The organism is Mucilaginibacter jinjuensis (assembly GCF_028596025.1).
Lineage (GTDB): Bacteria > Bacteroidota > Bacteroidia > Sphingobacteriales > Sphingobacteriaceae > Mucilaginibacter > Mucilaginibacter jinjuensis.
Genome location: NZ_CP117167.1, coordinates 5,320,611 through 5,342,800, shown reverse-complemented (window position 1 = coordinate 5,342,800; position 22,190 = coordinate 5,320,611). Strand labels below are relative to the sequence as shown.

Annotated in this window: 13 protein-coding genes, 2 tRNA genes and 3 rRNA genes; 7 read left to right on the top strand and 11 right to left on the bottom strand. The window is 43.0% G+C overall.

What is annotated here, in order from left to right:
* Nucleotides 1–4 precede the first annotated feature (4 nt).
* The 8 genes from recN to PQO05_RS23000 all read right to left on the bottom strand — a co-directional run bounded on the left by recN (nucleotide 5) and on the right by PQO05_RS23000 (nucleotide 8,876).
* The gene (recN, locus tag PQO05_RS23035; protein WP_273629802.1) at nucleotides 5–1,663 is read right to left on the bottom strand and encodes a DNA repair protein RecN; all 1,659 of its coding nucleotides are present in this window, start codon (nucleotides 1,661–1,663) and stop codon (nucleotides 5–7) included.
* A gap of 156 nt (nucleotides 1,664–1,819) precedes the next feature.
* A complete protein-coding gene (locus PQO05_RS23030) occupies nucleotides 1,820–3,940 on the bottom strand; it encodes a M56 family metallopeptidase (RefSeq protein ID WP_273629801.1) in 2,121 nt (706 codons plus the stop codon).
* Nucleotides 3,941–3,945: 5 nt separating this feature from the next.
* Nucleotides 3,946–4,329: a BlaI/MecI/CopY family transcriptional regulator gene (locus PQO05_RS23025; RefSeq protein WP_273629800.1), complete on the bottom strand. Its 384-nt coding sequence runs from the start codon at nucleotides 4,327–4,329 to the stop codon at nucleotides 3,946–3,948.
* Between the two features lie 116 nt (nucleotides 4,330–4,445).
* Nucleotides 4,446–4,979, bottom strand: a complete 534-nt coding sequence (locus PQO05_RS23020; protein ID WP_273629799.1) for a DUF6886 family protein — start codon at nucleotides 4,977–4,979, stop codon at nucleotides 4,446–4,448.
* Nucleotides 4,980–4,995: 16 nt separating this feature from the next.
* Nucleotides 4,996–5,895 carry a type IX secretion system protein PorD gene (gene porD / locus PQO05_RS23015; protein WP_273629798.1) on the bottom strand — a complete coding sequence of 300 codons (900 nt, stop codon included), beginning with the start codon at nucleotides 5,893–5,895 and terminating at the stop codon, nucleotides 4,996–4,998.
* On the bottom strand, nucleotides 5,892–7,094 hold the full coding sequence (gene coaBC, locus PQO05_RS23010; RefSeq protein WP_273633549.1) for a bifunctional phosphopantothenoylcysteine decarboxylase/phosphopantothenate--cysteine ligase CoaBC: 1,203 nt from the start codon (nucleotides 7,092–7,094) through the stop codon (nucleotides 5,892–5,894). Before coaBC ends, porD begins: the two co-directional genes overlap by 4 nt.
* Before the next feature lie 471 nt (nucleotides 7,095–7,565).
* Complete coding sequence (locus PQO05_RS23005; protein WP_273629797.1) at nucleotides 7,566–7,919, bottom strand: DNA-directed RNA polymerase subunit omega; 354 nt, start codon at nucleotides 7,917–7,919, stop codon at nucleotides 7,566–7,568.
* 30 nt (nucleotides 7,920–7,949) lie between these two features.
* Nucleotides 7,950–8,876, bottom strand: a complete 927-nt coding sequence (locus PQO05_RS23000; protein WP_273629796.1) for an outer membrane protein assembly factor BamD — start codon at nucleotides 8,874–8,876, stop codon at nucleotides 7,950–7,952.
* A 427-nt stretch (nucleotides 8,877–9,303) separates the two neighbouring features.
* On the opposite strand from PQO05_RS23000, the gene PQO05_RS22995 reads away from it, so the two are divergent.
* From PQO05_RS22995 to PQO05_RS22965, 7 genes are all read left to right on the top strand, one after another.
* A complete protein-coding gene (locus tag PQO05_RS22995; RefSeq protein ID WP_273629795.1) occupies nucleotides 9,304–9,516 on the top strand; it encodes a hypothetical protein in 213 nt (70 codons plus the stop codon).
* A 498-nt stretch (nucleotides 9,517–10,014) separates the two neighbouring features.
* Nucleotides 10,015–11,536 (top strand): 16S ribosomal RNA (locus tag PQO05_RS22990).
* A gap of 322 nt (nucleotides 11,537–11,858) precedes the next feature.
* Nucleotides 11,859–11,933 (top strand) — tRNA-Ile (locus tag PQO05_RS22985).
* Nucleotides 11,934–12,027: 94 nt separating this feature from the next.
* Nucleotides 12,028–12,101: transfer RNA gene (locus PQO05_RS22980), tRNA-Ala, on the top strand.
* Nucleotides 12,102–12,339: 238 nt separating this feature from the next.
* Nucleotides 12,340–15,220 (top strand): 23S ribosomal RNA (locus PQO05_RS22975).
* Nucleotides 15,221–15,463: 243 nt separating this feature from the next.
* A 5S ribosomal RNA gene (gene rrf / locus PQO05_RS22970) occupies nucleotides 15,464–15,575 on the top strand.
* Together the 16S, 23S and 5S rRNA genes with 2 tRNA genes alongside form the textbook arrangement of a ribosomal RNA operon.
* A gap of 541 nt (nucleotides 15,576–16,116) precedes the next feature.
* Nucleotides 16,117–17,109: a glycoside hydrolase family 43 protein gene (locus tag PQO05_RS22965; RefSeq protein WP_273629794.1), complete on the top strand. Its 993-nt coding sequence runs from the start codon at nucleotides 16,117–16,119 to the stop codon at nucleotides 17,107–17,109.
* Between the two features lie 48 nt (nucleotides 17,110–17,157).
* On the opposite strand, the gene PQO05_RS22960 is transcribed toward PQO05_RS22965, so the two are convergent.
* The 3 genes from PQO05_RS22960 to PQO05_RS22950 all read right to left on the bottom strand — a co-directional run bounded on the left by PQO05_RS22960 (nucleotide 17,158) and on the right by PQO05_RS22950 (nucleotide 22,168).
* Nucleotides 17,158–17,541: an acyl-CoA thioesterase gene (locus PQO05_RS22960; protein WP_273633548.1), complete on the bottom strand. Its 384-nt coding sequence runs from the start codon at nucleotides 17,539–17,541 to the stop codon at nucleotides 17,158–17,160.
* A gap of 115 nt (nucleotides 17,542–17,656) precedes the next feature.
* Nucleotides 17,657–20,968, bottom strand: coding sequence for a TonB-dependent receptor (locus tag PQO05_RS22955; RefSeq protein ID WP_273629793.1), 3,312 nt, complete (start codon nucleotides 20,966–20,968; stop codon nucleotides 17,657–17,659).
* A gap of 447 nt (nucleotides 20,969–21,415) precedes the next feature.
* Nucleotides 21,416–22,168 carry an SDR family NAD(P)-dependent oxidoreductase gene (locus PQO05_RS22950; RefSeq protein WP_273629792.1) on the bottom strand — a complete coding sequence of 251 codons (753 nt, stop codon included), beginning with the start codon at nucleotides 22,166–22,168 and terminating at the stop codon, nucleotides 21,416–21,418.
* Between the last annotated feature and the right edge of the window lie 22 nt (nucleotides 22,169–22,190).

The following is a 22,190-nucleotide window of genomic DNA, read 5'->3' as shown; positions in this document are numbered from 1 at the left end:
CATCTTAAATATTCAACAATTCCCTCGCATTTTGCAATGCACTTTCACCAGGTTTATCGCCGCTTAGCATTTTGGCAATTTCGGTTATGCGCTCCTGCTCGGTTAGTTGTTTAATGCGGGTTTTGGTAACGTCGGCTTCGTCATCTTTGTAAACAAAGTAGTGGCTGCTGCCTTTGCTGGCAATTTGCGGCAAGTGAGTAATAGTTATTACCTGTAAATTTTGCGCCAGTTGTTCCATAATTTGACCTACTTTGTTGGCCACCTCGCCAGATACACCTGTGTCGATCTCATCAAAAATGATAGTCGGCAAGGCGGTGTAGCGTGCTATCAGCGATTTAATGCTGAGCATCAACCTTGATAACTCACCCCCAGATGCTACCTTACTCATTTCGGATAAAGCATGACCTTTATTCGCCGTAAACATAAAACGGATCTGGTCGGTACCTGTATTGCTTAATTCGGTTAATGTTTTATGCTCAATGCTCAATACGGCATTACCCATGCCCATTTCGGCCAGGGTTTGCATTACCTGTTTTTCAATATCTGGGATAGCTGTTACACGGTGGGTAGATAACTGGGTAGCCAGTTCTTCCAACTCCTGTTTTTGTTCAGTTATTTCTTTTTGCAGTTTATCGATGGCATCATCGCTAAATAAAGCCTGCTGTATTTTCTCCGAAAGCTCGTTTTGCAACTGCAGCAGTTCGGCATTAGTATTTACGCGGTGCTTTTTTTGCAGGTTATAAATCATGCTTAGGCGGGTGTTCACCTCCTCGGCGCGGGCTTCGTTGGTTTGGGTATGCTGCTCCAGCAGATCTGTTTCTGCCGAAATATCTTTCAGCTCAATGATCACGCTGTTCAGCCTTTCTTTCAACTCACCTATTGCCGAATTAAATTTCTCGAGCGCACCTAATTGCTGGGCGGCTTCCTTCAACTGTAACAATGCAGCGCTTTCGCCATCCTGCATCAGGTAATTAGCGCCTAATAAATTGCGTTTTATTTCTTCGGCGTTGTTAAGCGTGTACAGTTCCTGCTCCAAGGGCTCTTGCTCATCAGCATCAAGGTTAGCTTTTTCCAGCTCATCAAACTGAAACTGGTAATAATCCAGGTCAGCTTTGGCTTTGTCGCTTTCAGCAATCAGTTGTTGTAATTGGGTATTGGCTTTTTTGTACTGACGATATTTGGTTTGATAATCACCCAGCAACGCTTCGTGTTTGGCAACCGAATCAACTACCAGTAATTGAAATATCGGATCATTAATTTCCGCAGTTGCATGCTGCGAATGGATGTCGATCAGTTTCTCGCCAACCTGTTTTAGCAACGTAAGATTTACCGGGCTGTCATTAATAAAAGCTCGCGATTTACCATCTGCCGAAATTTCGCGGCGTAGGATGGTTTCATCATCGTAATCCAGGTCATTTTCTTCAAAGAAGCTTTTGAGGTGCAAGAATCCGCCAATAGCAAACTGGCCTTCTATCACACATTTTTTTTGCTGATTGAAGAAGTATCGGCTTTCGGCCCGCTGACCCAGAATGAGCGACAACGCACCCAGGATGATGGATTTACCTGCTCCGGTTTCGCCGGTTAGGATGTTTAAGCCCTTGTCAAAACCAATCTGCAGGTTATCAATTAAAGCGTAATTATTTATACTGAGCTGTTTAAGCATAAAAAAGTATCCCCGTTGTGAGGATACTAAATTACAAAATCAATATTGAAGGAAAGGGATTTGTTTTACTATTATTTTTAGTAAAAATTAATTTGTTGATTTGATAATGTACTATACAGGTTCATCTTCATATTTTCAAATTAACATATTTTCAAATTAAAAAGGTTTTGCAGGTACTGCGGGTACTGGTGGTACAACAACTGTAACAGGAGCCGGTGCCGGAGCTATTTTGATTGAAGGTAATACATCTATAGCAGGAACCGGGGGTATAGGTGGCACGTCCACATTAATCTGATTGTCCATGTCGAATTTAAAATCATAATTCCAGTTCATGGCTTTCATGTTCTTTTTCCATTCTTCCATGCGTTTTTTAAAATCGGGGCTGTTGGTGTAAGCACGCATTTGTTCGCCCAGTACTTTCATTTGCTGTTGCAGCTTTTTAATTTCGGGGTTGCTATTATAGGCACGCATTTGTTCACCCATTTTGCGCATTTGTTCTTGTTGCAGTTTTATTTGTGGGTTGTTAAATGCTAAACGCATGCTATCGCCCATTAAACGCATTTTTTCTTGCGCTGCTTTACGCTCTGGTGCGTTAAAATGATCGCGCATTTGTTGGCCCAAAGTTCTCATTTGGTCGCTATAGGCAGTTACTTCGGCAGGGATATTTTTCTTTAATTCTGCCTGGTACTTTCTATAATTATCATCTTTACTGTCGTTAAAATAATTTTGATCCTGCGGGATGTTGTATTTCTTTCGCAAGCGGGCATCCATCTCTTTAAACTCAGCACTATTATAATAGGTTTCCATCTTTTTGCCGATGGCCTCCATTTGCTTACCTAATTTATCTGCTTCGCTGTTGTCGCCATACGCTGCTTCAAAATCGCGACCTAATTTTTCCTGGTTTATTTCAAGCTGTTTTAATCCGGGGTTATTATAATAATCCTCTATGTCTTTGCCGCTTTGTTCCATTTGCTCTGTCAGCTTTTTATAATCGGCACTATTATAATAGGCTTCTATCTGTTTGCCGTAAGCTTCCATTTGCTTGCCCATAGCCTCCAGTTTAGGATCTTCCATACCGGGGCTATAGTAATAGGTATTGCCGTCTTTATGGTAAACTTTTGCAGATTTTGGAGGTGGAGGCAGGTTGCTTTTTTTAGCAACAGAAGCTTTTGGTGCTGCTTTCGCCGCTTTTTTAGTACTATCGGTAAGTATATTCAGACTGTTAATAATGCCCGAAAATTTGGTTGTTTTTACAGACAGTTTGCCATTACCTATGGCGGGGTTAAACCAGGCTATGCTGGTAATGCTACCCATGAGTATAGTAAATGCTAACACCACGTGACGGATGTTGGCCATTGGTTTTTTAGTTTTCATGATACGTTCAATTCGGTTAAGTAAATGATATTTCTTACCCGTAGCGGCCAAGGCCAGCGGCAGGTAGCGCACATTGTTTTGTTCTATTTTTAAAAGCGCTTGTGCATATACCAGGGGTTGGCCGGTTAGGGCAACAACCACGTCATCGCAGCTGTTTTCGCGTTCCTGGTTTACAATGCGGTTCATCAATAAAACAAAAGGATTAAAGAAAAGGATCACTGACATCACCTGCTGCAGCAGGTTAATTAAGTAATCGTTACGTTTTACATGGGCAAGTTCGTGCAGTAAAATGGCCTCCACCTCATTGGCCGAAAGATAGGTAGAGAGCGACAGTGGCAACAGTATTAATGGTTTTAAATAACCTGTAACACAAGGCACATCAATACGGTCGGCATAGCTTACAATTACTGCGCGTTTATTGTTTAACAGGGCCGAAAGCTCGTTTAACCGCTTTTGCAATTGGCTATCGGGCACGGCGCCTTGTTTTATTTGTTGCATTTGCACCCAGGCCGATAGTAAACGAAGCGAATGGAACAGCAAGCCCGCTATATATATGGTAGTAATATAAGGCAGGTAGTGCTCGATGGTTAGTTCGTAGCGCTCATCGGCATGGGTAATTTGTTTAAGTGTAGTTATGAGCGGTAAATGCTGCGGCGCACCTGTAATTGCCTGATTGGTTAATTGCCAGCTATAATGCGAGGCTTCATCAAACAAGGTATAAATGAACCAGCCGGTAGCGGCAAAAAGCGCAGTAACTGTGATATTATATTTTACTGCTGATGATAGCCTGACGATATCGGCCAGGAAAATGCGCAGCAGTAGATAAATAATAAAGCACTGCCATAACGAATGGATAATGCTTACCGCAAAAACTTCACTTAAATTATGCAACAACGTTTCCATAAAAATTACTTTTCAGGGTTTTCAAATTGGTTAAGGTAGTTCTTAATAGCTTCAATTTCGCTTTGCGATGCCCGGTGTGTACCCAATGCCTGGATCACCAGGTCGGCCGTTGAACCGGTGAACACAGTATTCAGTATTTTATCGAGCGCGCTTTTCTGGGCATCCTTACGGGTTACCAATGCTTTATAGACGTGTGTTTTGGTTGATGTGTTACGCTCAACCAAACCTTTTTCGTGCATAATCTGCATCAGCTTTAAGGTGGTGGTATAACCCGAATCTTTGCTTTTGGCTATTTCTTCATGTACTTCGCGTACGGTACAAAGGCCTTTGTCCCATAACACTTGTAAAATCTCAAGCTCTCCTTCGGTTGGTTTAATCTCACTGCTCATGTTTATACGAATTTCTTCGTACAAATATCTACGATAGATTTCGTATATGCAATAGGCTGATGAAATATTTTTTATTTTTTTCTGAAAGATATGTCTAATCGACTATGATAATGAGCCTATTGAAGCTTAGGTGCAGCATTTCTTAACCTGATGATCGAAAAATTTAAAGTCGATTTGGCTACTTCATTTGCCAAATGATGGAGATTCGGCAACAGGCGCAGCTCAATATTTCTTTTAAATAATTCATCCAAAGTATTATCAATAAGTTTTACAGTAGTTGGAATCACCTGTTGATAAGATACATAATAACCGGCGCATTCATCCAATAATGAAAATGTCTCAGCCGGAAATTCATAACAGTAAAGTTTGATGTGCTGGATAGCAGGAAGCCATTTTTGCTCGACGGCTATTATATAGTTGGCATCAGATGAGCTTAAGAATCGTTCTTTATCCGCCGATGAAGTATTCTTACCAGCGTAAAAGGTAACCCGCGGGCAATCGCGCGGTAAAAGGTAGTTATGCAGCAATTCGCCGGTAATGGCAAATACTACATCTCTCGTTATTTGATCATAATGCGAGGGAGAAGGCTTGGGGATAAACCTTTGAATGTTGCCCTCTTCACTGATATGGAAAAGTGTACCGGGTTTCATATCAGATTTAGCAAGTTTAGTTTTTCTGCAGTATTTGATACTTAGGCCCATTAGCAGGATCAGCCTTCATTAACAGATTATAGGCGGCCAACTTTTCAGCTGGTGGGGCTCCTGTAAAAACACCAACCAGTTCATCACTTTTAGCGGTAAAAAATAGCGTTGGCAGGGTTGCGCCCAAACGCTGACGATCTAACTGGGTTAGCACGGGTAAAACAGCATCAATGTTTCTGCGGCCCATTTCGGCATTGTCAACCATCAGGTCGAGGCCTTTGCGGTGGTAATCGTAATAAAAGCTGCGTAGCGGAATATAGGTTTTGTTCACCAGGTTTTCTGATAACCAGTAACGGTTAAAGTTATTACTGTCGAAAGCTTTCCAGCCGTTATAACCCGAACTTTGGGCATTAACCACTACCGTTTGCGCATTGGCAAAATAAGGTGTACCGCCATAGCGCGAAAAGCTATCGTAATCGAAACCTAAAATAGTATAGGCATAATAGGCCATGATTGAGCTTAGGTTGCTTTGAAAATTCTGAGCATTAAAGTCGATAGTCTGGCCTTCGGTATAAGTAAAATCAACATCCTTATCATTAATGCTGAACAGGGTAGAGGTGTAGGATGAGTTAAACACCGGCCTGCTCGATTGTACCTGCAATTCACCACTGAAAGTGCTGTTGCCATCCCATGAGGTAATGTTGAGTACGAAATTGCAGTCTATTTTCTCTGCCGGGGCAATTTCGTCGGCGCTCCATTTGCGGCCATTTAAAAAATCTTTCATGGCTGTTTCCAGCACCTGGAAGATACGCTTATTGGTAGTCTGAATTTTGGGTGATAGTACTTGCACCCGTGCGTTCAGATCTTGGGCGTATAAACTGCCCGTTAAGCAAATTAAAATGGCTAATGCAAACATCTTTCTCATGCCAGTATCAGTTCGGTTAGTTTGGCGCAAATATCCTGCGCTACCTGTGTTTTACTTTTTAGGCTATACGTGGTTTTATTGAGTTTGTTATCAATAATGGTGATTTTATTGGTATCGGTTTTAAAACCCGCACCGCTATCGTTTAACGAATTCAGCACAATAAAGTCGAGGTTCTTTTTATTCAGTTTACCGATGGCATATTCTTCCTCATGCTCGGTTTCCAGTGCAAAACCTGCCAGTATCTGGTCGGGGCGTTTTTGGCTGCCCAGGGTTTTTAATATATCAACCGTTTTTTTAAGTTCGATGTGCAGGTTAGCATCCTGCTTTTTAATTTTCTGCGGTTCGGCATAAACAGGCGTGTAATCAGCCACTGCAGCACTCATTACACAGGCTTTAGCAGTTTTAAAATGCTTTAAGCAAGCATCCAGCATTTCTTGTGCCGATGTAACATCAATGCGTTTAATATTACGATGATGAATTACCTGTGATGTTGGCCCCGAAACCAGCGTTACATTAGCGCCCATCTCGGCCAGTTCGTTTGCAATAGCAAACCCCATTTTGCCTGATGAATGGTTACCGATAAACCGCACCGGGTCAATGGCCTCATAAGTAGGGCCTGCGGTTACCAGTATGCTTTGGTTAACTAACAGAAACTTTTTACTAAGCGATGCCGTCAGAAAATCAACAATATGTTCTGGCTCGGCCATGCGGCCTGCGCCATGTAAACCGCTTGCCAGTTCGCCGCTCTCGGGCGCAATCATGATATTACCGAATGATTGTAAGCGGGTAACGTTATCCTGCGTGGCAGGATGTGCCCACATATCCAAATCCATAGCAGGGGCAAAATATACCGGGCATTTGGCCGATAGATAAACAGCAGTAAGCAGGTTATCACATTGCCCATTGGCTATTTTGGCTATCGTATCGGCACTTGCCGGGGCAATAAGCATCATATCAGCCCAGAGGCCTAATTCTACGTGGTTATTCCACACACCGGTTTCGGGAGCAAAGTAGTTAACCAATACCGGTTTTTTAGACAGGGTTGAGAGCGTGAGCGGGGTAATAAAATCTGTGGCGCTGTTGGTCATTACTACTTGTACCTCGGCACCGGCTTTAATTAAGTCACGTACCAATGTGGCCGATTTATATGCTGCGATACTGCCGCAAACGCCTAACAGTATTTTTTTGCCCTCAAGCATATCGCTGTTTGTGTATTTCATTTCCATGTGCTTTTAATAAAGCGCGGTTTAAAGATACTTAACATGGATGATACCAGCAAAAGAGGAAGACAATGAGTGAAGGAGTGAGTTGCGAATGAGTGAATATTTTGCGTTAGGGATAGAAGCGGATACCGGCCTGTGTGTAATGCCTGTGCCACGGGCATCCCTTTGGGGCAGGCGTATGAGCGGATAGGCCGGCCCGCCGATAGGCTGGAACGCCCGTTAAGAGAATCAAGAATCGAAAGATAAGAATCAAGATCTTCCTTTAGTATGTCATTGCGAGGTACGAAGCAATCGCGAACTGTACAGTTCAGATATACAGGACGGCTCTGCAAGTTGGGGATTGCCACGCTATCGCTCGCAATGACGTTCTTAGTGGCTACCCCAATCTCTTTAAACAAAGAAAGCCCCGCCGCATTAACGGAGAGGCTATATATCATTTAACTGAACTTACAATAGTTCTTTTAAAGCTTCTTTCTGAGGGTTACGGTAGTAAACTTTCTCCTCTAAAAACTCGTTGATTGCAACTAAGGTTGGCTTAGGCATTTTTTCGTAATGCTTAGAAATTTCAATCTGCTCACGGTTTTCGAAAACCTCTTCCAGGTTATCATTTGATGAAGCAAATTCAGATAATTTCTGGTGCAGCTCTTCCTTGATGTTGTTAGAGATCTGGTTAGCACGTTTCGACATAATTACGATCGACTCGTAAAGGTTGTCGGTAGTTCTGTCCAGTTCGCGTAAATCGCGGGTTACTGTACTGCTTGCTACAGTATGCTTTGGTGTAGTATTGCTGGTATTGCTCATATTCTTCCTTTATTATCTTGTATTAACCTGTTACGGCATTTTTTGATTATCGTTACCTTTTTCTGAAGGTGGCTGTGTTTTGGTGGTATCCTTCTTAGCTAATTTTTTGGCCAGTTTAGGGTCGTAAGCTGCTTCTGCAATTTGGGCTTTAGCATGTTTTATACCATACTCGCTGTCTGATTTAATGCCCTGTGCTTCGTGCAGGAACTTACTTTGCGGATATTTTTCGGCAAACTGATCATAAAAACTGATTGTTTGTCCAAAACGCTCTTCCTGGCGATAGTCGGTACTGGCTTTAGCGTATTTATATTGGGCCCTGATGGTAAGGAACTCCATTTCCTCTGCAAACTTAGTATCCGGGTAATCGCGCAGTGCATTACCGAAAGCAATTACTGCCGATTGATAGTCGCCAATTGTTAAATATAACTTAGCGTTGGCGTAAGCTTTTTCTTCCAGTTTATCGCGCAGGTTTTGGATCAGTTTACTGGCCTCAGCAACACGCTCGCTTTTTGGATACAAGTTAATGAACAACTGTAGGGTCTCGATAGCTTTTAAAGTATTTTCCTGATCTAACGAAAATATCGGCGAATCAAGGTAGTAGCAATAAGCGGCCATAAAGCGGCATTCCTCTGCACGGCTACTGTTTGGATAGGTATCGGCAAAGTTTTTAAAGTGGTACCTGGCCGATGTATAATCCTTTAACTTGTAGTTGGTATAAGCATTATAGTAAAAAAGGTCCTCAGCCTCGGTTTGTCCACGGTAACGCTGGGTCAAGCCGTCAAACAGGTCAAGCGCTTTAGAATACTCCTTTTTATTGTAGTACTTCATGGCCTCCTGATACTTTTTAGCGTTATCATTACTGGCCTTCAGTTTTTCAAATTTGCTTTTGCAACTGCCCAATGCAAGTAAACTGCATATAATTAAGCCTGATATAAGTGAGCGTTGTTGTTTAAACATCCTGCAAAGATAGTTGATTATTGTAAATGAGTCAATTATTTATTTGGGTACTAATATAGCTATGCTATTTTATGGCAATCTACAAACACAGTTTTATTTAACATCTTTTAACTAATGACTGCTATTTCTGATTAGGCTATACTATATAGTATATATAAGCAAGCTCTTGTTATATAGTATAGGCTGTATAACGGTTAAGCTGTGATTGTATTTTATAGTGTATTCTATATAGTGTAGTATATAAGATGTAATTCCTTAAAGCTGGTATGCTATATATATTGTAGTGTTTTGAGGTTTGAAAAATAGAGGAATGCGCCCCGAAATGTTAATAACCCACCATGCCTGTTGGTGATACCACATTTTTAGAAATTTTCAGATTGAAAAACAGACTGTTATAAACAAATAATGTTTATAACTTCAGAAATGTTTGGAAAATCAAAATCCTTGGCTACCTTTGCAGCCCGCAAACGAGGAAGCGGGGATGTTCATTGAAAGGGTAAAGAGGGTTGAAAAGGAGGTTAAGAAAATGTTAAAAAACATTTCCGGATACCAAAAAAGATTCTCATCTTTGCAGCCGCTTCGGAAACGAGGCGAGGTTCTTAAAAAGGCGGATGAAAATGAGGTTAAGCAAAAGCGATAAGCGGATGGGGAAACCGAAGAGAAAAGCAAATGAAAATGCGCTGATCATCATCGAAAAGAAAGCTAGAAAATTCTTCAAATAAAATTTGGAAAAAACAAAAAGCTTCTTACCTTTGCACTCCCGAAACGGGGGAAAGAAAACGGGGAAAAGCTGGTGATAACCAGGGAAGTAAACGGAAAGAAAAAGCGAAGCGCAATGCCTAGCGAATGACAAATGAAAGGTTAACAATCGCAATGATTGTAAAACATAAAGCTGAACCGAGAGGGGAAGTGAAAAGTTCTTTTTTTAAGATATAACATGTAGCGAAGCGGAATGGAGATCGAAAGATTGAAGTTCAGTTTTAAGAAAACAAATCTGATAAGCTCGTAGGATACTGTATAAAGATACGAAGATGATAAGGTAAGCAGAGTTCTGGTAACGGAGCTCGGATTACCGGCCTCATCAAATAATACAGATTTCTATTTTGAGTAATAGGGTCTGGACAAACAAAAACATTTTACAATGGAGAGTTTGATCCTGGCTCAGGATGAACGCTAGCGGCAGGCCTAATACATGCAAGTCGGACGGGATTTTGGAGCTTGCTCCAGATGAGAGTGGCGCACGGGTGCGTAACACGTATGTAACCTACCATTGTCAGGGGGATAGCCTCTCGAAAGAGAGATTAACACCGCATAAAATCACGGAACGGCATCGTTTTTTGATCAAATATTTATAGGACAATGATGGGCATGCGGGACATTAGCTAGATGGTGAGGTAACGGCTCACCATGGCGACGATGTCTAGGGGATCTGAGAGGATGACCCCCCACACTGGTACTGAGACACGGACCAGACTCCTACGGGAGGCAGCAGTAAGGAATATTGGTCAATGGAGGCAACTCTGAACCAGCCATGCCGCGTGCAGGAAGACGGCCCTACGGGTTGTAAACTGCTTTTGTACTGGAATAAACCTTTTCACGTGTGAGAAGCTGAATGTACAGTAAGAATAAGGATCGGCTAACTCCGTGCCAGCAGCCGCGGTAATACGGAGGATCCAAGCGTTATCCGGATTTATTGGGTTTAAAGGGTGCGTAGGCGGCTTATTAAGTCAGGGGTGAAAGGCGGTAGCTTAACTATCGGAGTGCCCTTGATACTGATGAGCTTGAATGCAGCTGAGGTAGGCGGAATGTGACAAGTAGCGGTGAAATGCATAGATATGTCACAGAACACCGATTGCGAAGGCAGCTTACTAAAGTGCGATTGACGCTGAGGCACGAAAGCGTGGGGATCAAACAGGATTAGATACCCTGGTAGTCCACGCCCTAAACGATGAATACTCGATGTTGGCGATATACGGTCAGCGTCTAAGCGAAAGCGTTAAGTATTCCACCTGGGGAGTACGCCCGCAAGGGTGAAACTCAAAGGAATTGACGGGGGCCCGCACAAGCGGAGGAGCATGTGGTTTAATTCGATGATACGCGAGGAACCTTACCCGGGCTTGAAAGTTAGTGAATGATACAGAGACGTATCAGTCCTTCGGGACACGAAACTAGGTGCTGCATGGCTGTCGTCAGCTCGTGCCGTGAGGTGTTGGGTTAAGTCCCGCAACGAGCGCAACCCCTGTGTTTAGTTGCCAGCACGTAATGGTGGGGACTCTAAACAGACTGCCTATGCAAATAGAGAGGAAGGAGGGGACGACGTCAAGTCATCATGGCCCTTACGTCCGGGGCTACACACGTGCTACAATGGGCAGTACAGAGGGCAGCTACCTGGCAACAGGATGCCAATCTCAAAAAGCTGTTCACAGTTCGGATCGGGGTCTGCAACTCGACCCCGTGAAGTTGGATTCGCTAGTAATCGCGTATCAGCAATGACGCGGTGAATACGTTCCCGGGCCTTGTACACACCGCCCGTCAAGCCATGGAAGTTGGGGGTGCCTGAAGTGCGTAACCGCAAGGAGCGTCCTAGGGTAAAACCGATAACTGGGGCTAAGTCGTAACAAGGTAGCCGTACCGGAAGGTGTGGCTGGAATACCTCCTTTCTGGAGCAGTATCCAAGATTACGGGTCAGATAGCAAAGCTAAAACGCGCTTTGCAACATGTTATACTTAAAAGATATTAAGATTTAGTGGTGAGTAGAGAATGGGTGAGTGGTGAGTAGTTAATACTCGGAACTCGGAACTCAAGACTCGCAACTAGATTAAAGGAAACCCAGAAGATGAAGCCATCAGGGTGACTGTAACTTTAACAGGGCACAGACACATAACTGGCAGTTAAGTCAAGAGTAAAAGGAAAAAGAGTTAGCAGTTAGCAAAAGCGACTAACTCAGAACTCGGAACTCAAAACTCAAGACTGCAAAAGAATAGTCTCGTAGCTCAGTTTGGTTAGAGCACTACACTGATAATGTAGGGGTCAGCAGTTCAAATCTGCTCGAGACTACAGGGGGCAAATGATAGAAGGAAGGAATGATAGAATGATAGAATAGCAATATTCACTCATTCACTCATTAAAACATTCACTCATTAGATTTTCCGGGGGATTAGCTCAGCTGGCTAGAGCACCTGCCTTGCACGCAGGGGGTCAACGGTTCGAATCCGTTATTCTCCACGACGTTTGCTACAGATACTATTATATAGGTGTCGTTATAGATGCGAACATAAGTTCTTTGACATATTGGAAGAAGTAATTGAATAAACTGAAACAACAGTAAGGACAGTTACGAAGTTAGAAGTTATTAAGTTAATAGTTACTCTCGCAAGGGAGCTACGAATAACTGAATAACCCAACAACTGAATAACTATCTTAATATAAAGACATACCGTATCGAGCAAAAGCGATAATGGTAGAAGAAAGTAAATAAGGGTACACGGGGGATGCCTTGGCTCTCAGAGGCGATGAAGGACGTGATAAGCTGCGATAAGCTGCGGGGATTAGCAAATATGAATTGATCCGCAGATTTCCGAATGGGGAAACCTATCCATTTGAAGAATGGATGCAAATGCGCAAACCTGTTGAACTGAAACATCTAAGTAAACAGAGGAAGAGAAAACAATAGTGATTTCCTGAGTAGTGGCGAGCGAAAGGGAAACAGCCCAAACCGGTTTTGTTACGGCAAAACCGGGGTTGTAGGACCACAATATACGATAACTTAGTGAAGCTGAATGGGGTGGGAAACCCAGTCATAGAGCATGAGAACTGCGTAAGCGTAAGCGAAGTTAGGTTAGTGGGATCCTGAGTACCGCGAGGTCGGAGACGCCTTGTGGGAACCAGCCGGCACCATCCGGTAAGGCTAAATACTACTGAGAGACCGATAGTGAACCAGTACCGTGAGGGAAAGGTGAAAAGAACCCCGAACAGGGGAGTGAAATAGAACCTGAAACCGTGTACTTACAAGCGGTCGGAGCAGACTTGATCTGTGACGGCGTGCCTTTTGCATAATGAGCCTACGAGTTACTCTTCTCTGGCAAGGTTAAGTGTTGAAGACACGAAGCCGAAGCGAAAGCGAGTCTGAATAGGGCGTGCAGTCAGAGGAGGTAGACGCGAAACCTTGTGATCTACCCATGACCAGGTTGAAGGTGCGGTAACACGTACTGGAGGACCGAACCGATAAACGTTGAAAAGTTTCCGGATGAGTTGTGGGTAGGGGTGAAAGGCTAATCAAACTGGGAAATAGCTCGTACTCCCCGAAATGTTTTTAGGAACAGCCTGGCGGTTGAGTTATTCAGAGGTAGAGCTACTAATTGGGTGCGGGGGAGTCAAATCCTACCAAATCCAGATAAACTCCGAATGCTGAATAACATACGCTGGAGTGAGGCTCTGGGTGCTAAGGTCCAGGGCCGAGAGGGAAAGAACCCAGACCATCAGCTAAGGTCCCCAAATTACTGTTAAGTTGAACTAACGAGGTCCGACTGCACAGACAGCTAGGATGTTGGCTTGGAAGCAGCCATTCATTTAAAGAGTGCGTAACAGCTCACTAGTCGAGCGGTCGGGCATGGATAATAATCGGGCATTAAACAGTATACCGAAGCTATGGATTTGCAGTAATGCATCTGGTAGGGGAGCATTCTATCGCCGGTGAAGCGTAAGGCGACAAGCTAACGTGGAGGTTATAGAAAAGCAAATGTAGGCATAAGTAACGATAAGGCGGGAGAGAAACCCGCCCACCGAAAGACTAAGGTTTCCTGATCAACGCTAATCGGATCAGGGTTAGTCGGGGCCTAAGGATAATCCGGGTGGAGATTCCGATGGACAACTGGTTAATATTCCAGTACTTTTTACAACTGCGATGCAGTGACGGAGTAGTGACACATCCGCGTTCTGACGGAATAGAACGTTAAAGGCCGTAGGTATAGGACGAGTAGTAAAGTACGCTTGTTTTGCTGAAAGCTGATAGTACAGCGAGCCTTCGGGTAAGTTGATAGTGATGGTAATCAGACTTCCAAGAAAACCTGCTAAGCTTCAGGTTGTAAAAACCCGTACCGTAAACCGACACAGGTAGTCGAGGAGAGAATCCTAAGGTGCTCGAGTGAATCATGGCTAAGGAACTCGGCAAAATGGCCCTGTAACTTCGGGAGAAGGGGCGCTGGCAGCAATGTCAGCCGCAGTGAAAAGGCCCAGGCGACTGTTTAACAAAAACACATGGCTTTGCAAAATCGAAAGATGACGTATAAGGCCTGACACCTGCCCGGTGCCGGAAGGTTAAGAGGGGATGTTAGTCGCAAGGCGAAGCATTGAATCGAAGCCCCGGTAAACGGCGGCCGTAACTATAACGGTCCTAAGGTAGCGAAATTCCTTGTCGGGTAAGTTCCGACCTGCACGAATGGTGTAACGATCTGGGCGCTGTCTCAGCCATGAGCTCGGTGAAATTGTGGTATCGGTGAAGACGCCGGTTACCCGCAACGGGACGGAAAGACCCCATGCACCTTCACTACAACTTAACATTGATATCGGCTACAGGATGTGTAGGATAGGTGGGAGACTGTGATCTGGCTTCGCTAGGAGTCAGTTAGTCAACGTTGAAATACCACCCTTTCTGTATTTGGTGTCTAACTCTATACAATGGAGGACATTGTTTGGCGGGTAGTTTGACTGGGGTGGTCGCCTCCAAAAAGGTAACGGAGGCTTTCAAAGGTAAGCTCAGTACGCTTGGTAACCGTACGCGGAGTGCAATAGCAAAAGCTTGCTTGACAGTGAGACAGACAAGTCGAGCTGGGTCGAAAGACGGATATAGTGATCCGGTGGTTCTGCATGGAAGGGCCATCGCTCAAAGGATAAAAGGTACGCTGGGGATAACAGGCTGATCTCCCCCAAGAGCTCATATCGACGGGGAGGTTTGGCACCTCGATGTCGGCTCGTCACATCCTGGGGCTGGAGAAGGTCCCAAGGGTTGAGCTGTTCGCTCATTAAAGTGGCACGCGAGCTGGGTTCAGAACGTCGCGAGACAGTTCGGTCCCTATCTGTTGTGGGCGTTGGAAGTTTGAGTGGGGCTGACCTTAGTACGAGAGGACCGGGTTGGACTAACCTCTGGTGAATCTGTTATGCCGCCAGGTGTACTGCAGAGTAGCTACGTTGGGAATAGATAAGCGCTGAAAGCATCTAAGTGCGAAACTAGCCACAAGATGAGACTTCCATTGAGGGTCGTAGCAGACTACTACGTTGATAGGTTACAGGTGTAAAGGTGGTGACATCATAGCCGAGTAATACTAATTGCCCGAAGCTTTCTTCGACAACGGATAATGTGGTTATTGAGTTAATAGTTACAGGTTAGCAATAACTAATAACCGAATAACTTAATAACCACAGAAAACCAAAACAATAAGCTGTTTAACAGTGAAAATCAATACTTCTTTCAATAATATGTCATTGTTAATGGTGAGTGAGCAGTGAGCGGTTGATTAAGTGAGTAGTTATTAAACTATTCAAGAACCTAATCAACACAATCAACCACTTAACCAGTAACTAAAAAATATTCAGGTGCCTATATCGGCGGTGTCCACCTCTTCCCATTCCGAACAGAGAAGTTAAGCCCGCCAGAGCCGATGGTACTGCAGTAACATGTGGAAGAGTAGGTCGGCGCCAAACCTTATCAAGAAGCCTTTGCTATACAGCAAGGGCTTTCTTGTTTTTATGGGGGTTGGTGAGTGGTGAGCAGTTGATTAAGTGAGTAGTTCTGCTTCAAAAACCTATCAACTCAATCAACATAGTCAACCAATCAGCCATAACCAACAAACAGAACAACCAGTTATGCCCCAGATGGGAAGGGATGCGGGCGCTTAACTAACCACCATAATATATAATACCAAAGGCAGCAGGGGAAACCTCGCTGCCTTTTTTTGCTTAATGCCATGGCAAATTACCTGTACTACAATAGCTAAGACCAATGAACTATTGAACCAATAAACCAGTGAACCTTCACCCCTAAACCCGATAGCAGCGGATACCGGCCACGCGGCTAAGGCCTGAAGGCGTATGAGCGGATAGCGGGGCTACTGTAACCTATGAGATGCAGCCCACTCGTTTACTAAAAAACTATATTGTTCTGTTTACCACTAATCTATAATTCACTACAAACTTGCCCTATTACATTAAACTGTTATTTTTACGGTTCATCTATTAACATTGAATGAGAACGAAAATACTTTTAGGGTTAATGTTGTGCGGTGGCATTAATGTTTACGCGCAGCAGGCAACAAAGAATAGTAATAATCAGCAAACTTCTGGCAACCCGATATTCCCAGGGTGGTATGCAGACCCAGATGCTGCAATTTTTGGGGATAGTTATTGGGTTTATCCAACTTATTCGGCAAAGTATAATGAGCAGGTTTTTCTGGATGCATTTTCGTCAAAAGATCTTGTGCATTGGACTAAGCACCACGATATATTAGATACGGCTAACTTTAAGTGGGCGCATAAAGCGATATGGGCACCGGCTATTGTGCAGAAAGATAAGAAATATTACCTGTTTTTTGGCGCTAATGATATGCACCAGGGCGAAGAAGGCGGCATAGGAGTAGGCGTTGCTGATAACCCGGCAGGCCCGTATAAAGATCATATTGGCCATGCATTGATTGATACGGTGGCTAACGGTGCGCAACCGATAGATCAGTTTGTGTTTAAGGATAAAGACGACAAGTATTACATTTTTTATGGTGGCTGGGGGCATGCCAATATTGCTCGTTTAAATGATGATTTTAAATCGCTGGGTAAATGGCCCGATGGTAAGACATTTAAGGAAATAACGCCAGAGGGTTTTGTTGAAGGTATCTACATGATCCGTAAGGATAATAAGTATTATCTGATGTGGTCTGAGGGTGGGTGGACTGGTCCTGATTATTCTGTAGCCTATGCGATTGCAGATTCTCCTTTTGGGCCATTTAAACGGATCGGGAAAATCTTACAACAAGATATGGCTGTAGCCAGGGGTGCAGGCCATCATTCATTAATACATAACACTAAAACAGGTGATTGGTATATTGTATATCATCGCAGGCCGCTTACCGAAACAGATGGTAACCATCGCGAGGTTTGCATCGACAGGTTATATTTTAATAAAGACGGATTAATTGAGCCTGTAAAAATCACTACTACCGGTGTACCGGCGCAAACCGTAAAATAACGTGATTATAATAAGGTTGTATACCATTTAAGTATACAACCTTATTATCTAAATTACCCGTATAGGGTTCTTATGCTCGTCTACAGCTACGAAGGTAAATGTGCCTGTAATGGCTTTATCGCGCACGTCTGAATACATTTCTTCAATAAATATCTCTACCGATACTTTAAGGCTGGTATTACCAATGTAGCTTATACTGCCTACCAGTTCAATGATTGTACCGGCGGGGATGGGTTTGGTAAAATCAATCCTGTCTGATGATACGGTAACCATTCTTTTGCGCGAAAAGCGGGTGGCGGTTATAAAAGCAACTTCGTCCATCAACTGCATGGCCATGCCGCCAAACAGGGTATCGTAATGGTTGGTAGTGTTAGGAAAAACGGCTTTGAAAATACGTGTTTCTGAAAGCTGTTTTCTTTCCTCAATGGTCATTTCTGGTAAGTGCATTTGCAAGGTTACGTTTTTTGTAGTTATTAAATAATACGGTTGTAATAAAAAAGCCGTCCCGGGTATCCGGGACGGCTTTTTTATTAATTGATGGATAATCTTAGTTAAAGATGTATCTAACACCAATTTGTGCTTGCCAGCGTGAAAGTTGGCTAATATCGGGTTTGTAAGAGTTAACCAATGGTACCTGATTAGTTGCATCAGCAAACGGGAAAGTATAAGTAGCTTTTCCGTTAACAGCACCCATGTACTTTAACACGGTAGATGTACCGTTGTTAAACCCACTGAATGAGTTTTGGTAAATACCCCAGTTGCGGTTTAAGAAGTTACCAAGGTTAATGATGTTAAACTCTAAACGGATAGTGTTTCTAACTTTACCAGATTTAACATAAAAATCTTGAGTGAAGTTAAAATCAGCTCTTTTAAAGTAAGGTAAAATAGCACCGTTTCTTTGTGCATACTCACCTCTGTGCTGGCTTAAGTATTTATCCTGGCTAATGAAAGCGTTTAACTGGTTCCAAAGTTGATCTGGAGTACGGTTATCACCTGCACCGCTTGAAACTAAGGTAATGTCACCTTTGTTTTTAGGGATGTACATTAAATCGTTGGTAGCACCGTCATTGTTAGGGTCGCCACTGGTGATGTAAGATACTGCACCGTTGTTAGCCTCTTCGAAAGTGATACCGAATGAAGATGCGAAGTTTTTAGCATATTCTTTGCGGTAAGCAAACGTTGCAATAAGGCGGCTTGGTGTAATGTAAGTACTGTTTGATAAGTTATCAGCATTTGGATTGCCAGATACAGGACGGCTGCTCCAGATAGTACTTGCGGTTGAACCACCGTCGTTTACGTCTTTAGAGTTGCTGTAGGTATAAGCGATGTTAGCATAAAACCCACTTGCAAAACTTTTCTGTAATTGAGCAGTAGCAAAGTATGAATAACCTTTGTTGGTGTTAGTCATGTAATAAACACCGGTAATTGAAGGGTTACTTGCAGTTGGAGCAGATTGCAGATAAGCATTTTTACTATCGTAACGGATTTGACCTTCAGGACCACCTAATGTAGTGTAAGTGTTAGAAAGAACTAAGTTTTGGTGATAGATAGCGTTGATATCTTTAGTGTAAGCACCTTCTAACGTACCTACGATACCGAATGGTAATTTTTGGTCGATAGCTAAGTTACCTCTTAATACTTTTGGATATTTTAAGTTCGGATCAGCAACGTCAAGCTCGTAAGACGCGTTAGCTGCAGCAACTGCAGGGCGGTTAGCGTTAACGTTAGGGTTGAAAATTAACTGAGAGTTAGTTGGAGTAGCTGCTTTGGTAACAGTGTATGAACCAAATAATAAACCGTTGTTAGATGCCTGGTTAGAGATCCATACAAATGGAACTGTACCTGCAAATAAACCGGCGCCACCACGTACCTGGGTCATTTGATCGCCGTTTACATCCCAGTTAAAACCTACACGAGGAGATAATTGAACACGGTTTTTAGGCAATTTTCCTGGATCAACATGGATACCTTGTTGAAACGTAATACCCGCAGCAACAGGGTTTGGTGCTAAACTTGTAGGGAAAGCATCATAATCTGCACGTAAGCCGTAAGTTAAACGGAAGTTATCAGTTAAATGAACTTTATCCTGTACATAAGCGCTGTAGATAGACGCTTTGATTTTTGCATAAGGGAATTCGCCTGAAGGTAATGCTGAATAACGGGTTGTATAAGCTTGCGCAGGTAAACCGTTAATGAAATCAGAAGCTGAGTTATAAGTATATAAACCATTATAATCAGGAGCAAAACCGTTAGTATAGCTTTGGATCTGGTCGTTAGTACCGATGGTGATCTCATGTTTTCCAGCGTAGATGGTATAATCATCAGAGAACTGGAAAATGTTTGTGTTTAATAAGTTACCGGCAGTGTAAAGCTCGTAACCAAAGCTGGTTGCAGTAGCAGAAGCACCGGTAACAATATTGCCGTTAGCATCAGATGTACCGTTACCAATATCAACCATTGGTATAGCGTTGCCACCTAATGAAGCACGGTAATCGCGCAGGGCAGAGTAACCAACAGTTAATTTGTTGTTCATGGTGTTGCTTACACGGGTATCTAACTCAATAATACCGATATTGAAGTTGTTGTTGATACGGTAACCAGAGCCATAAAAAGGTAGAGTAGTTGAACTTGGTGCACGTGTTGTTCCATAACCTACACCATTGTTGGCAATACCAGAGTTACTTGCTGGTTGATCTTTGTACGATTTCAGATAAAAATATTTAGCACTTAAAGTGTTGTTTTTATCAATGTTCCAGTCCAATTTGGCTGTTACCTTGTTACTGTAAGTATCGTAGTTGTAGCCTTGGTATGCTCCTGGATCGTAACCATATTTAGTTTTCAAAGTGTTCGCAATAGCGTCAAGCGTAGAAGCCTGTACTTGCGAAACGTTAGCACCACTTACACCTGGCGCACCTGCAATGTAGTTTGATGACGGCGGTTGGCTGATTCTTTCTTCTTCACCAGAAATAAATAAGAATACTTTGTTTTTGATGATTGGGAAACCAACTGCAGCACCTAAAGAGTGGTAGTTGAAAGGAGTTTCAGGAACACGGGTTGTACCTGCTTTGTAGCCGGTTAAACCCGGGCCACGGATGTAATCATAAACAGTACCTTTTACTTCGTTAGTACCAGATTTAACTACGGTATTAACACCGGCACCGGTAAAGTTGCCCTGGCGAACGTCGTAAGGTGCAATATCAACCTGGATCTGGTCAATCGCATCTAACGAAATTGGCTGTGAGCTGGTTTGGCCACCCAAAGTACCAGATAAACCGAATGAGTTGTTAAACAAAGCACCATCAACAGTAATGTTGTTGTACAAGTTACTACGGCCGGCAAAGCTGTTTGACTGGCTACCGCTTGCAGATGGTGTTAGTTTAGTGTAGTCGCTCAATGAACGGTTAATGGTAGGTAAGGCTTCAATTTGCTGACGGTTGATAGTCTCTCTTGCACCTGTGCGCGAAGAGTTGATTACTTTACCGGCAGTACCAGAAACGGTTACCTCTTTAAGCGTTGTGTTGTTTTCCTGAAGTTTTGCATCAATTCTTTGATCCTGACCGATAGACAGGGTGATGTTTTCCTGGATAAACGGATTGTAACCAATAAAAGACACTTTAAAAGTGTACGGGCCACCTACCCTTAAGTTGGGTATGTTGAAACGGCCATCGCCACGGCTTACAGTTGAGTACGTTGTACCTGTAGGCAAGTGGGTAATAGTAATGGTTGCACCCGGGATAGCACCTTTACTGTCGGAAACGATACCGTTTACGCTGGCGGTGGTTACACCCTGTGCATTAGCATTATTATTAAATAATACTACGCCAAGAAATAATGAAAAAATAAGTAAGATTTTTCGCATACTTTGTTGATTAAACGTTTATTAATTATGTTTCCGGCAAAGTTAGTATTATTATAGTACTAAATCTTTAAAGTTGTATTAAGTATTTTTGAATGTTGTTAACATTGAATTAACATCGCGCTAATTTTATATAATAAGTGTTTTTATATGTGGAAAACTTCATACACAACCTTAAGAAAGTGCTATTTTAAGCAAAAAGGGAAGTTTTTGCCTTTTTAAAGTCTATAATATTGGTAGATTATGCTTTTTTATTAACATATATATTATTAAAAATCATTTTATTCATTTTCTTCCTCATTAACGATATGGTAATTATATGTTATATATCATAAAAAAATCCCCCGCGCTGTTAAGCCACGGAGGATCATCAAAATTGAAAACAAAGAAAAACTTTTAGGCCTGCATACCACCGTCAATTATACGGACGCGTTTATCATGTCTGCTTTATTAACGGGCTAGGTAGCCACCATCAACATTATAATAAGAGCCGGTAACAAATGAGGCCTTGTCTGAGCTTAACCACAATACCAGTTCGGCAACTTCAGCTGATTCGCCTAAACGGCCTATTGGGTGCAGGGCAACTAATGCATTGCGTGATGCTTCGTCCATCGATTTTTCTACCAGTGGAGTTTTAATAAAACCAGGGCCAACTGCATTGATGCGGATACCTTTCGATGCATATTCAATAGCAGCAGTTTCTGTTAAGCCAATTACCCCATGTTTAGATGCTACATAAGCAACAGAGTTGGCGAAACCTACCTTGCCAAGTATAGAAGCCATGTTAACAATATTACCACCGCCCGATTTTAGGATGGCCGGTATCTGATAGCGCATGCCATAAAACACACCCGATAAGTTTATGCTGATTACTTTTTCCCAGGCATCAATAGCGTATTCACCGGTTGGGGCAGCGGGGCCACCGATACCTGCATTGTTGCAGGCAATATGCAGTGCGCCATATTTTGCAATAGCTTGTTGTACCAGGTATTCATTGTCTTCGGCTTTGCCGGTATCGGCCATTACAAAAAATGCTTGGCCGCCTGCGGCTATAATTTCGTCAACGGTTTCTTTGCCGCCTTTTTCAACAATATCGCTCACTATAACTTTGGCACCTTCGGCTGCATATTTTAACGCAACGTGTTTACCAATACCAGAACCAGCCCCGGTTACAAGGGCAACTTTATCTTTTAAAATAGACATGACATTTATGTTTTAATTGTAT

What these genes read in the sequence shown, in the direction of transcription:
- recN (WP_273629802.1), bottom strand. Translation starts at nt 1,663, where the DNA reads ATGCTTAAACAGCTCAGTATAAATAATTACGCTTTAATTGATAACCTG.
- PQO05_RS23030 (WP_273629801.1), bottom strand. Translation starts at nt 3,940, where the DNA reads ATGGAAACGTTGTTGCATAATTTAAGTGAAGTTTTTGCGGTAAGCATT.
- PQO05_RS23025 (WP_273629800.1), bottom strand. Translation starts at nt 4,329, where the DNA reads ATGAGCAGTGAGATTAAACCAACCGAAGGAGAGCTTGAGATTTTACAA.
- PQO05_RS23020 (WP_273629799.1), bottom strand. Translation starts at nt 4,979, where the DNA reads ATGAAACCCGGTACACTTTTCCATATCAGTGAAGAGGGCAACATTCAA.
- porD (WP_273629798.1), bottom strand. Translation starts at nt 5,895, where the DNA reads ATGAGAAAGATGTTTGCATTAGCCATTTTAATTTGCTTAACGGGCAGT.
- coaBC (WP_273633549.1), bottom strand. Translation starts at nt 7,094, where the DNA reads ATGCTTGAGGGCAAAAAAATACTGTTAGGCGTTTGCGGCAGTATCGCA.
- PQO05_RS23005 (WP_273629797.1), bottom strand. Translation starts at nt 7,919, where the DNA reads ATGAGCAATACCAGCAATACTACACCAAAGCATACTGTAGCAAGCAGT.
- PQO05_RS23000 (WP_273629796.1), bottom strand. Translation starts at nt 8,876, where the DNA reads ATGTTTAAACAACAACGCTCACTTATATCAGGCTTAATTATATGCAGT.
- PQO05_RS22965 (WP_273629794.1), top strand. Translation starts at nt 16,117, where the DNA reads ATGAGAACGAAAATACTTTTAGGGTTAATGTTGTGCGGTGGCATTAAT.
- PQO05_RS22960 (WP_273633548.1), bottom strand. Translation starts at nt 17,541, where the DNA reads ATGACCATTGAGGAAAGAAAACAGCTTTCAGAAACACGTATTTTCAAA.
- PQO05_RS22955 (WP_273629793.1), bottom strand. Translation starts at nt 20,968, where the DNA reads ATGCGAAAAATCTTACTTATTTTTTCATTATTTCTTGGCGTAGTATTA.
- PQO05_RS22950 (WP_273629792.1), bottom strand. Translation starts at nt 22,168, where the DNA reads ATGTCTATTTTAAAAGATAAAGTTGCCCTTGTAACCGGGGCTGGTTCT.